General features: G+C 62.9%; 8 protein-coding genes and 2 tRNA genes. 6 read left to right on the plus strand and 4 right to left on the minus strand.

All coding sequences use genetic code 11. From position 1 onward, the window contains the following. The first annotated feature begins 171 nt into the window (after nucleotides 1–171). The 5 genes from lon (at nucleotide 172) to HV711_RS14105 (ending at nucleotide 5840) form a co-directional block, all read left to right on the plus strand. Nucleotides 172–2595 (plus strand): endopeptidase La, encoded by a 2424-nt coding sequence (gene lon, locus HV711_RS14085; RefSeq protein WP_013588367.1) that lies wholly within the window; start codon nucleotides 172–174, stop codon nucleotides 2593–2595. Between the two features lie 323 nt (nucleotides 2596–2918). After that, nucleotides 2919–3191 (plus strand): HU family DNA-binding protein, encoded by a 273-nt coding sequence (locus tag HV711_RS33945; RefSeq protein ID WP_006048930.1) that lies wholly within the window; start codon nucleotides 2919–2921, stop codon nucleotides 3189–3191. A 114-nt stretch (nucleotides 3192–3305) separates the two neighbouring features. Further along, nucleotides 3306–3381: transfer RNA gene (locus tag HV711_RS14095), tRNA-Val, on the plus strand. Nucleotides 3382–3739: 358 nt separating this feature from the next. Further along, nucleotides 3740–3816: transfer RNA gene (locus tag HV711_RS14100), tRNA-Asp, on the plus strand. A gap of 83 nt (nucleotides 3817–3899) precedes the next feature. Further along, nucleotides 3900–5840, plus strand: coding sequence for a SurA N-terminal domain-containing protein (locus tag HV711_RS14105; RefSeq protein ID WP_035477690.1), 1941 nt, complete (start codon nucleotides 3900–3902; stop codon nucleotides 5838–5840). Nucleotides 5841–5985: 145 nt separating this feature from the next. Here the strand turns inward: HV711_RS14105 and HV711_RS14110 are convergent, their stop codons facing one another. Both HV711_RS14110 and HV711_RS14115 read right to left on the minus strand, forming a co-directional pair. Next, nucleotides 5986–6327, minus strand: a complete 342-nt coding sequence (locus HV711_RS14110) for a hypothetical protein (protein WP_013588365.1) — start codon at nucleotides 6325–6327, stop codon at nucleotides 5986–5988. 116 nt (nucleotides 6328–6443) lie between these two features. Next, on the minus strand, nucleotides 6444–7166 hold the full coding sequence (locus HV711_RS14115) for an arylesterase (RefSeq protein WP_035477688.1): 723 nt from the start codon (nucleotides 7164–7166) through the stop codon (nucleotides 6444–6446). Between HV711_RS14115 and HV711_RS14120 the strand changes: the two genes are divergently transcribed. Beyond that, nucleotides 7165–7851 (plus strand): ABC transporter ATP-binding protein, encoded by a 687-nt coding sequence (locus HV711_RS14120; RefSeq protein WP_028363180.1) that lies wholly within the window; start codon nucleotides 7165–7167, stop codon nucleotides 7849–7851. The genes HV711_RS14115 and HV711_RS14120 overlap by 2 nt on opposite strands. Before the next feature lie 122 nt (nucleotides 7852–7973). Here HV711_RS14120 and pgi read toward each other — a convergent pair whose 3' ends face one another. Further along, complete coding sequence (pgi, locus tag HV711_RS14125; protein WP_035477685.1) at nucleotides 7974–9596, minus strand: glucose-6-phosphate isomerase; 1623 nt, start codon at nucleotides 9594–9596, stop codon at nucleotides 7974–7976. Nucleotides 9597–9975: 379 nt separating this feature from the next. Beyond that, entirely contained in the window at nucleotides 9976–11562 is a 1587-nt protein-coding gene (locus tag HV711_RS14130; RefSeq protein ID WP_035477684.1) for a bifunctional ADP-dependent NAD(P)H-hydrate dehydratase/NAD(P)H-hydrate epimerase, read from the minus strand. Nucleotides 11563–11719 lie beyond the last annotated feature (157 nt).

The following is an 11719-nucleotide window of genomic DNA, read 5'->3' on the forward strand; positions in this document are numbered from 1 at the left end:
TCATGGCGACGTGAACGGCTTTTTCGTTTATCGTGTGGTCAGAACGGTTGTTTTCACAATGGAGTCACTGAACCTTCGGAGTCACTGAACTTTTCCCACACGCGGAGGCTTGCAATATTTTCTGCTGGCCTCACCTATCGAACGAACTGATTCCACTCATGGGGAAATGAAATGTCAGGAACCCAACTCCTCCCGCAGGAACGCATTACGCTGCCGCTGCTCCCGCTGCGCGACGTAGTCGTTTTCCCGCACATGGTGATTCCGCTCTTCGTAGGCCGCCCGAAGTCGATCAAGGCTCTCGAAGCAGCGATGGAAGGCGGCAAGCACATCATGCTCGTCGCCCAGAAAACGGCTGCGAAAGACGAGCCGACCGAAAAGGACATGTACGAAGTAGGGTGTGTTGCTAACATCCTGCAAATGCTCAAGCTGCCCGACGGCACCGTAAAGGTGCTCGTCGAGGGTCTGCAGCGCGCGAAAACGCTTTCCATCGAAGAACAGGAAACGCAGTTCTCGTGCGAAGTCATGCCGCTCGAACCCGACCACGCCGACAGCGCTGAAACCGAAGCACTGCGCCGCGCGATCGTGTCGCAGTTCGACCAGTATGTGAAGCTGAACAAGAAGATCCCGCCTGAGATCCTGACGTCGCTGTCGGGCATCGACGAAGCCGGGCGTCTGGCCGACACGATTGCGGCACATCTGCCGCTCAAGCTCGACCAGAAGCAGCACATCCTGGAAATGTTTCCGGTTATCGAGCGTCTCGAGCACCTGCTCGCGCAACTCGAAGCCGAAATCGACATCCTGCAGGTCGAAAAGCGCATCCGCGGGCGCGTCAAGCGTCAGATGGAAAAGAGCCAGCGCGAGTACTACCTGAACGAACAGGTCAAGGCGATCCAGAAGGAACTCGGCGAAGGCGAAGAAGGTGCGGATCTCGAAGAGCTCGAGAAGCGCATCACCGCTGCGCGCATGCCTAAGGAAGCCAAGAAGAAGGCCGACGCCGAGCTCAAAAAGCTCAAGCTGATGTCGCCGATGTCGGCCGAAGCGACGGTCGTGCGCAATTACATCGACACGCTGATCGGCCTGCCGTGGCGCAAGAAGAGCAAGGTCAACAACGACCTTTCCAACGCGGAGCGCGTGCTCGACGAAGACCACTTCGGTCTTGAAAAGGTGAAGGAACGCATTCTCGAGTATCTCGCGGTCCAGCAGCGTGTCGACAAGGTGAAGGCGCCGATCCTGTGCCTCGTCGGGCCTCCGGGTGTCGGTAAGACGTCGCTCGGCCAGTCCATTGCTCGTGCCACGAACCGCAAGTTCGTGCGCATGGCGCTGGGCGGCGTGCGCGACGAAGCCGAGATTCGCGGTCACCGTCGTACCTACATCGGTTCGATGCCGGGCAAGATTCTGCAAAGCCTGACCAAGGTCGGCGTGCGCAATCCGCTCTTCCTGCTCGACGAAGTCGACAAGATGGGCCAGGATTTCCGCGGCGATCCGTCCTCGGCATTGCTGGAAGTGCTCGATCCGGAACAGAACCATACGTTCGCCGATCACTACGTCGAAGTCGACTTCGATCTGTCGGACGTGATGTTCGTGGCGACGTCGAACTCGCTGAATATTCCGCCGCCGTTGCTCGACCGGATGGAAGTGATCCGTCTGTCGGGCTACACGGAAGACGAAAAGGTCAGCATTGCGCAGCGTTATCTGTTGCCGAAGCAGAAGAAGAACAACGGCCTGAAGGACGGCGAAGTCGATGTGACGGAAACTGCCATCCGCGACATCATTCGCTACTACACGCGTGAAGCGGGCGTTCGTTCGCTCGAGCGTGAAGTGTCGAAGATTTGCCGCAAGGTCGTGAAGATGCTTCTGCTGAAGAAGGCGGAAGGCGCGGTGAAGGTGGACGGCAGCAATCTCGACACGTTCCTCGGCGTGCGCAAGTACGACTTCGGTCTGGCTGCGAAGGAAAATCAGGTTGGCCAGGTCACGGGTCTCGCGTGGACGGAAGTGGGCGGCGATCTGCTGACCATCGAAGCCGCCGTGATGCCGGGCAAGGGCAACGTGATCCGCACGGGTTCGCTCGGCGACGTGATGAAGGAGTCGGTCGAGGCAGCGCGTTCGGTGGTCCGCTCGCGTTCGCGTCGTCTGGGTGTCAAGGACGAGGCGTTCGAGAAGCAGGATATTCACATCCACGTGCCCGAAGGCGCTACGCCGAAAGACGGTCCTTCGGCAGGTATCGCAATGACGACCGCGCTGGTGTCGGTGCTGACCGGTATCCCGGTGCGTGCCGACGTCGCGATGACGGGCGAAATCACGTTGCGCGGCGAAGTGCTCCCGATCGGCGGTCTGAAGGAGAAGTTGCTGGCGGCGCACCGCGGCGGCATCAAGCTCGTGCTGATCCCGGAAGAAAACGTCAAGGATCTGACGGAGATTCCGGACAACGTGAAGAACGCGATCGAGATTGTGCCGGTCCGCTGGATCGACAAGGTGCTCGAACTGGCGCTCGAACGTGTGCCCGAAGCGTTACCCGAAGAAGAGGCGAAGCCGGCGTCGCCGGTAGCGGGCGAGGCCGGTAAGGACTCGGGCGCAACCGAGGTCGTGAAGCACTAAGCCTTCAGTCTTTGCTGCTCGACAAGAACCCGCGGTGTTGCTAGCCGCGGGTTTTTTATTGCAATTCGGGCGCCAACCATGTTCGACAAACTGTTGTCATGCGAGCAACGAAATGCCGCGCCGTAAGTTCGTTGTGCGCGCATCGAAAGCCCTGACACCCGCAGCGACGAATAGTCCGCGAGAATCCCTTCAAATCAGGCTCAACCCCGGTTGACACGGCGGTTTCGGCCAATTCTAATGACTCGGCCCGGCGTTGCCGCCGGCCACACGATGTCAGGCGCCGCACGCGCCGTTTCGGTTCTAAAACATTCTCGGGGGTAGGGATGAACAAGACGGAATTGATCGACCACATTGCGCAGCAGGCAGAAATTTCGAAAGCCGCGGCCGGCCGCGCGCTCGATGCAGTGATCGGCGGTGTAAAGGGCACGTTGAAGAAGGGCGGTTCGGTGACGTTGGTCGGCTTCGGCACGTTCGCGGTCGGCAAGCGTACGGCGCGTACGGGGCGCAATCCGCGCACCGGCGATGCTATCAAGATCAAGGCTGCCAAAGTTCCCAAATTTAGGCCTGGCAAAGCGCTGAAGGATGCGCTAAACTAACGGGCTTGCTGCTTGAGCAACTCGTTGCGGTTGATGCGCAGTTGTTGTGTTCCGGCTTTCACGGTTGGACCAAAACGCAGGCAGCAAGGTAGAAGCGTCAGCAGTCTGCGAAACGGGTGCTTAGCTCAGTTGGTAGAGCGGCGCCCTTACAAGGCGTAGGTCGGGAGTTCGAGCCTCTCAGCACCCACCATTCGTTTCGCGATGCGCTTGTTTCGGCACGTTGGAGAAGTTCATAAAAACCCGCACGGCTATTGGCTTTGCGGGTTTTTTGTTGTCACTTGCGCGAGCGATTATTGAGGGGCGGCGAGCGGACGTTAAGGCGAGGCGCAAAAATCCGGGACAACGAGCGTCGGATCGTCGGGCGCAAGTTGCCGTTTTACCTGCGAGAGAATTGCGGGGAGGCAAAAGTTGCGAACACGCGGCCCTTTCCGCTACAATTCTTTTTCGCCCTGATTTTTATAGCGATCAGGGTGAGCAGCAACTAGTAACAAGACGTGCAAGAAAACGTGCGCTTAAACGAAGAGTGAAGTGCGCACATTGAAGCGCAAGGAGTGGTAGTTCAGTCGGTTAGAATACCGGCCTGTCACGCCGGGGGTCGCGGGTTCGAGTCCCGTCCACTCCGCCAGTATCCTCGAAAGGCGAACTCCGGTTCGCCTTTTTTATTGCCCGCTGTTGTAAGATCGGGCGTTCTGTTTTTGGCACTCACGCATGCTCGATTTTTTCCGCAATCACAAACGCCTGATGATGTTCATGCTCATCCTCGTCATTGTGCCGGGGCTGGGTTTTGTGGGTATTCAGGGCTTTCGCGGCTTCTTTGACGAAAGTGCAAACGTCGCAAGCGTCAACGGTCACAAGATCACGCGGGCAGAGTACGACAACGCGATGCGTCAGCAGCTCGACCGCGCGCGTCAGATGCTCGGCGCGCAGTTCGACATCAAGGCATTCGACACGCCCGAGCGTCGCAGCGAAATGCTCGACGGCCTGATCGAACAGCGTGTGCTCGCCGATGAAACGCAGCGCCTGCACCTCACCGCGTCGGACGACGCCGTGCGCCGCGTGCTGCTGAACGACCCGGTCATCTCGTCGCTGAAAAAGCCGGACGGCTCGATCGACGTCGACCGTTACAAGCAGCTGCTCGCCATGCAGGGCATGACGCCGGACCAGTACGACGAGCGCGTGCGCTACAGCATTGCCACGCAGCAGTTGCCGGCCAGCATTCAGGGCAGCGCATTCACGTCGAAGACGCTGGCGCAGCACTTGACCGAACTCGCCGAGCAGCAGCGTGAAGTGCAGGGCATCGCTTTCCATCCGCGCGACTACGCCGCCAAGGTGCAGCCTACCGACGCACAGTTGCAGGCGTATTACGACGCGCACCGCAACGACTTCGCGACGCCGGCCACGGCCACGATCCAGTATCTGGTCATGTCGCCGGCCACGCTCGCTGCGTCCGTGCAGCCGAGCGACGCCGACCTCAAAAAATACTACGACGACAACATCGCGCATTACCGCACCGAAGGTCAGGTGCGCGCGAGCCACATCCTGATTGCGGCCCCGAAAGACGCGAGCCCGGCCGACAAGGCCAAGGCGAAGCAGAAGGCCGAAGAGTTGCTCGCACAGGTCAAGGCGCATCCTGATCAATTTGCTCAGATCGCGCAGCAGAACTCGCAGGATCCCGGCTCGGCTGCGAAAGGCGGCGATCTCGGCTACTTCGGCCGCGGCATGATCGCAGGCGGGCAGGCGTTCGACGACGCGGTGTTCGCGCTCAAGAAGGACGAAGTGAGCGGCATCGTGCAAACCGACTTCGGTTATCACATCGTCAAGGTGACCGACGTCAAGCCGGCAGTCACGAGGCCGTTTGACGAAGTGAAAGACCAGATCGGGCGCGACCTCAAGACGCAACTGGCAAGCAAGGCATTCAGCGACGACTCGGAAGGCTTCACGTCGATCGTCTATGAAAAGGCGAAGAGCCTTCAGCCCGCCGCCGATAAATACAAGCTGCAGGTGCAAACGGCCACGGTCACGCCACAGCCCGATCCGAAGCTGCCGCCCGACAGCCCGCTGAACAACGCCAAGTTCCTCGCCGCCGTGTTCGCGAACGACTCGGTCAACGCGCGCAACAACACGCAGGCCATCGACGTCGGCGGCAACACGCTGATCGCCGCGCACGTCACGGACTACAAGCCCGCAGCCGTGCCGCCGCTCGACGCGATCAAGGACGCAGTGCGCCAGAAAGTGATCGCGGTTCAATCGGACGAAGCCGCCCACAAGGACGGCCTCGCGAAGCTCGCCGAGTTCGAGAAGTCGAAGGCGACCACGGGCTTCTCGTCGCCGTTGAAGGTGTCGCGCAACGACGCGCAGGGCGTGCCGCCGGCTGCGTTGAGCGCGATCTATAAGGCCGATGCGCAAAAGTTGCCCGCCTATGTCGGCGTCGATCTCGGCGACGATGGTTACGCGATCTATCGCGTGAACGCGGTCGTCGCGGCGGCGCCGGTGGATCCGCAGCGCCTCGCCGCAGCCCAGCAGCAGATCGCGCAAGTGGAATCGCAGTCGGAAACGGAGGCCTACGTCAAGGCACTGCGCGCGCGTTCGAAGGTCAAGCTGTATGGCTCGCTCGAGAGCAGCGGCAACGCGCAGGCAGGCAACGAGTAAGCTTCACGCCGGCCTCCCAGTCGTCGGATCGGCCGGCGCATGCGACATACGCGTATTGCCACACACGAAAAAGCCCCGCATTTTGCGGGGCTTTTTCCATTCGGACTACCGTGGACATGAACGCCGGGCGCTCAGCGCCTCGAGGTTACAGGCATGAACTGATCGCGCTGGTGGCGTCGCTGCCCGCTGCGCCATTGGCGCGGAAGCCGACCCACGAGCCCTTGCCCGAGTACGAAGGACGCACGACAGCCGCCGCGCCGTTAGGCGGCTGCTCGCCGGGCACATACACGTCGACGGCCTGATCGTTAGCCATCGTGTCTTGCGAGACCACCTGCTTCTGCGAGCCGTCTGCCCACTTCTGCGCAATACAGGTTGCGACGGCCTTGGGCGGTTGCTGGCTCTGTCCAACAGATTGGACGCCAGCCGGCGGTTGAGCGGCGCAGGCAGAAATTGCCACAGTCAAAGCGATTAACGGTAGGTATTTCACGTTATCTCCTCAGAAGTCGCTCAGAATCGAGCCGGGTGCACGGGATTGCGAAAGCGCCGCAGGGCGCTTGCCGATCCGTGTTCCCGAGGTTTCGGAAACAAGCCGCCAGCGGCGTTTCAGCGCGGCGAACCTGTGCGAAGGAGTGGCTTCACAGCGGGCCACACGTTGTTGAGTAGCACTGGCTGTGCCTGCTGGGTGGGATGAATCTGATCCGCCTGGAACATCTCCGGCTTGTCGGCAATGCCCGCAAGCATAAATGGGACAAGCGGCACGCGCAGTTGCTTCGCGAGCTGGCCGTAAATGCCGTGGAACTTTTGAGTGTAGTCCGGGCCGTAGTTAGGCGGCACGTACATGCCGACGAGCACGACCTTCGCATGGCCTTGCTGCGCCTCTTCGATGATCGTGCGCAGGTTGTCCTCGGTCGTGGCGAGCGGCACGCCACGCAACGCGTCGTTCGCGCCCAGTTCGACAATCACGATACTCGGCTTCAAACGTTGCATGAGCGCGGGCAAGCGGGCTCGTCCGCCGCTCGTCGTGTCGCCGCTAATGCTGGCATTCGCAACGCTATAATCGATTCGCTCCTCGCTCAGGCGCTGGCGCAGCAACGCAACCCAGCCCGTGTCGCGTGGCAGGCCATATTCGGCGGAAATGCTGTCGCCCAATACGACGATGACGGGCTTCGCCGGTTCTGGCGTATTGGCGGCATGAGCCGCGAAGCTCGTCGAAACAAGGGCGGCGGTTAATACCAAAGAGCCGATTGCGGGCGACTTTGCTGCCCGAACGATTGCATTGGCGCGACGACGTTTGATAACGCGCACTTTCAACCTACGCTTCACCATGCTAAACAAAACTGATCCAGTCATTGAAGTGCGGGGTTTGTGCAAGAAGGTTAAGGATGCAACGGGCGAACTGACCATTCTCGACAACATCGACCTGGCTATTCAGGCCGGCAGCAGTGTCGCGATAGTCGGCGCGTCGGGATCGGGCAAGTCTACGCTGCTCGGCCTGCTCGCAGGATTGGACAGCGCGAGTTCCGGCTCGGTTCGGCTACTGGGCCGCGAACTCACCACTTTGAACGAAGACGAGCGCGCCGCATTGCGCAGCGGCTCCGTCGGCTTCGTGTTCCAGTCGTTTCAGTTGATGCCGCATTTGACGGCGCTCGAAAATGTCACGTTGCCGCTTGAATTGCAAGGCGGCATCGGCACGCGCGAAGCGGCACTGCGTGCGCGCCGGCTGCTCGAGCAGGTCGGCTTGGGGCAGCGCACCGGTCATTATCCGAAGCTGCTTTCGGGCGGCGAGCAGCAACGCGTTGCGCTGGCGCGGGCGTTCGTCACGCACCCTGCCATCCTCTTCGCCGACGAGCCGACCGGCAGTCTGGACGCCGCGACCGGTCACGCGGTGATCGACCTGATGTTCGAAATGAACCGCGCGAACGGCGCGACGCTGATTCTCGTCACGCACGACGTCGAACTGGCACGCCGTTGCGACACGACTGTCACGATCGAAGCGGGGCGTCTTGCCTGAATGAGCGGCTTGCTCGGGTGAGCGGTCATTAGGGAAACGGGCCGCGACCGGCCCGCTCCTGGCCCACGGCAGCGCGCAACGCTTGCCGAATGCGCCGGTCATGAGAGACCGGCGCATGACCGTCAAGACTTCAAAGCCGCACGCGCCCGCGCGATCAACGCGGACGTCGACGAGTCGTGTTTCTTGTCGTCGACACTCGTCGCCGTCAGGTCGGCTTCGACGACCTTGCCGAGGATCTTGCCCAGTTCGACGCCCCATTGATCGAACGGGTTGATATTCCACACCGACGCCTGGACCAGTACCTTGTGCTCGTACAACGCGATCAGGGCGCCCAGCGAACGCGCGGTGAGCGCTTCGAGGATCAAGGTGGTGGTGGGACGGTTGCCAGGGAAGACGAGGTGCGGCGCGAGTTCCGGCTTATCCGGACCGGCGACCTTTTTGGCTTCTTCGAGCGTACGGCCGAGCATCAGCGCTTCGCTTTGCGCGAAGCAATTGGCGAGCAGCTTCGCATGATGGCTCACGAGCGGATGCTCGGGCGTGAGCACAGCGACGAAGTCGATCGGCACGATAGTCGGGCCCTGGTGCAGCATCTGAAAAAACGCATGCTGGCCGTTCGTGCCGGGTTCGCCCCACGTCACCGCGGCGGTCGGATAATCGACCATGGCGCCGTCGAGCCGCGCCGACTTGCCGTTGCTCTCCATCTCCAGCTGTTGCAGATAAGACGGCAGGAAATGGAGCGCTTCGGAATACGGCGCGACCAGGTAGCTCTGCGAGCCGAAGAAGTTCCGATACCAGATGCCGATCATGCCGAGCAGCACCGGCAGATTCTTTTCCAGCGGGGCGGTGCGGAAATGCTCGTCCATGTCGTTGGCGCCCGCGAGCAGTTCGTCGAACTGCTGCGGCCCGATCGCGATCATGATCGACAGACCGACAGCCGACCACAGCGAATAGCGGCCGCCCACCCAGTCCCACATTTCGAAGACGTTCTCCTTCGCAATGCCGAATTTGACGACTTCCGACGGATTCGCCGACACGCCGACGAAGTGCCTGGCCAGCGCGTTCTCCGGACAGCCTTTTTCGAGGAACCAGTCGCGCAGCGAGCGCGCGTTGGTCATGGTCTCGAGCGTCGTGAACGTTTTCGAAACGATGATGGCGAGCGTCTCTTCGGGGTCGATCTGCTGCATCACGTTGTAGAGATCGGCGCCGTCCACATTCGACACGAAGTGCGTGGCGATCTCCGGCGCGGAGAGGTGATGCAGCGCGTGCACGACCATCTTCGGCCCGAGGTCCGAGCCGCCGATGCCGATGTTCACCACGTGGCGAATGCGCTTGCCGGTGTAGCCGGTCCACGCGCCGCTGCGCACCTCTTCCGCGAACGCGGCCATCTTCGCGCGCTCGGCCTCGACCTGCGTGTGAAACGGCGCGTTGGGACTCTTCGCGCGCAACGCGGTATGCAGCGCCGCGCGGCCTTCGGTGGGATTGACGACGTCGCCCGCGAACATCGCGTCGCGGCGCTTTTCGACGCCGGCTTCGCGCGCGAGCTGAACGAGGAGCTTCAGGGTTTCGTCGGTGATGCGGTTCTTCGAGAAATCGGCCGCGAGACCGCCGCCCGCGAACGCAAAGCGTTCAGCACGGGTCGGAGCGGGATCGTTCTCGGGGGCGAACCAGTCGCGCAGATGCGCATTGCGAATCTGTTCGTAATGCGCTTGCAGCGAGGACCAGGAGGGGAGCGAGTTCTGGGTCATAGCGTCCGTCTAACCAAGGGGCACGAAGAAAGGCGCGCGCGAAGCGCCGCCGAGGATGATGCAACGATGCTGTCGGAGCGAGGCCATACGGCCGCGTTCGCAGTGAAGTTTCCGATGCTGCCGCAGCCATGAGCGTTTTGCTTCGCCGGATTCCCGGCAATGCGCGGTGATTCGCCGCGCAGGGCATGAGCGACCACGGAGCACGCCAGACCTTCACAGCGGGTCACGCAGTCACTCAGTATAGCGGCGTTGCGTGACGGGCGGCAGGGCATTAGCCAGGCGCTATAAGACGCTTCGAGACGCTTCGCGGCCAGCGAGGCGCGAGACCGCTCACTGCGTTTTCGTGTTATTGCGCAATCGCGCTATCACTACCGCGCCGTCACGTTTGGGACGACGGATAGAACATGCGGTTCAGCAAGGTCCGCACCATCGGCGCAAGTTCGCCTGCCGTGAGTCCGGCGGGCCCATCGCCTTGCGCGCTCAAGGTGTCCGCGGCGAGCCCATGCAGATAGACGCCCGCGAGCGCCGCCTCGTAAGCCGGCAGGCGCTGCGCGAGCAGGGCGCCGATCATGCCGCCGAGCACGTCGCCGGTGCCGCCCGTGGCGAGCGCTGCATTGCCGGTCGGATTGATCGTCAGGCGGCCATCGGGAGCGGCGATCACCGTGCCCGTGCCTTTCAGCACCACCACGCCGGCAAAGCGTGCGGCGAGCGAGCGCGCGGCGTTCAGGCGGTCGCGCTGCACGCCGGCGGCGTCGGTGCCGAGCAAGCGCGCGGCTTCGAGCGGATGCGGCGTCAGCACGCACGGATCGCCTGCTGCGCCGCGCGCCGTGACGGCCGCCGCCAACGCCGCGTCTTTCGACATCAGATTGAGCGCGTCGGCGTCGAACAGCTTCGGCACATCCAGTTGCAGGACATCGCGCAGCACGCGTGCGGCGCGCTCGCCGTGGCCCATGCCGCAGCCCACCGCGAGCGCGTCCATTCGGTCGAGCGGCAGATCGTCGACGGGATGCAACATCAGTTCCGGATGAGGCGGGTCGTACGGCGGCGCGCCCGCGCCGACGAGCGCGACGTGAACTTTCCCCGCGCCGCTGAAGAGCGCCGCGCGCGCGGCGAGAATCGGCGCGCCGCACATGCCGGTGTCGCCGCCCACCACCGCGAGGCTGCCGAACGTGCCCTTGTTGGTCGCGAAATCGCGCGGCGGCAGGAAGCCGGCGAACAGTTCCGGCGCGTTCAGCCGGACGCTGGCGCGCGCCGCGCTGTCGACGCCGATCGGCGCGACCGTCACCGCGCCGGCAAGATCGCGGCCCTGCGCGGTGAAGAGGCCGGGCTTTGCGGCGATGAAGGTGACGGTGTGCGTCGCGCGCACGGCGGCGTCGCCGTTGCCGGCAATGGTGCCCGTGTCGCTGTCGAGACCGCTCGGCACGTCGAGCGCCAGCACGCCGCCGCTGCGCGGCCGCGCCGCGGTGCGTTGCGAGAGCCGCCGCGCGAGGTCCGCGAACACGCCTTCCAGCGGGCGCGTGAGGCCGATGCCGAACATGCCGTCGACAAGCCAGGTGTAACCGTCGAACGAAGCGGGCGGAGCCTCCTGGATCGCGACGCCGCACGCACGGGCCGTGTCGAGCGCCCAGCGGGCGTCGTCTGGCTTCACTGGGACCGGCATGCACAGTTCCACGGCGATGCCGGTCTTGTGCAGCTCCGCTGCGAGAATCAGCGCGTCGCCGCCGTTGTTGCCGGGGCCCGCAATCAGCCAGACGCGCTGCCGCGCTTTTTCGGTGGAGGTGTCGCGCGTGATCCGTTCCGCAAGGAAGCTCGCGGCCGCCTTGCCGGCGCGGTCCATCAGCGCGTGCGCGGGCAGCGCCGCCGCGGCTTGCGTTTCGGCGATCCGCAAGTCGGTCAGCGTCAGCAGCGGGAGGGCGCGGTTCTCAGGGCGAATCAGCGTCGGGGGCGTGAGGTCGGCGTGGGTCATGGCGAAGCATGGCAAGAAAGGGCGGGCGCGAGGAGGCAGGCGCGAAAGCCTGCGCAATCGCTATGGTAGTGCTGAAGGGCGCGCGGTGCCTGCATTGAAGACGCGTCCAAGCGCGTTAATAAGCGCGCATATAAGCGCCAGAGACGGCTCGCTCTGT

This window comes from Paraburkholderia phenoliruptrix (genome assembly GCF_902859825.1).
Taxonomy (GTDB): domain Bacteria; phylum Pseudomonadota; class Gammaproteobacteria; order Burkholderiales; family Burkholderiaceae; genus Paraburkholderia; species Paraburkholderia phenoliruptrix.

Excerpts from the sequence above, each read along its gene's own strand:
- lon (WP_013588367.1), top strand. The coding sequence starts at position 172 with ATGTCAGGAACCCAACTCCTCCCGCAGGAACGCATTACGCTGCCGCTG.
- HV711_RS33945 (WP_006048930.1), top strand. The coding sequence starts at position 2,919 with ATGAACAAGACGGAATTGATCGACCACATTGCGCAGCAGGCAGAAATT.
- HV711_RS14105 (WP_035477690.1), top strand. The coding sequence starts at position 3,900 with ATGCTCGATTTTTTCCGCAATCACAAACGCCTGATGATGTTCATGCTC.
- HV711_RS14120 (WP_028363180.1), top strand. The coding sequence starts at position 7,165 with ATGCTAAACAAAACTGATCCAGTCATTGAAGTGCGGGGTTTGTGCAAG.
- HV711_RS14115 (WP_035477688.1), bottom strand. The coding sequence starts at position 7,166 with ATGGTGAAGCGTAGGTTGAAAGTGCGCGTTATCAAACGTCGTCGCGCC.
- pgi (WP_035477685.1), bottom strand. The coding sequence starts at position 9,596 with ATGACCCAGAACTCGCTCCCCTCCTGGTCCTCGCTGCAAGCGCATTAC.
- HV711_RS14130 (WP_035477684.1), bottom strand. The coding sequence starts at position 11,562 with ATGACCCACGCCGACCTCACGCCCCCGACGCTGATTCGCCCTGAGAAC.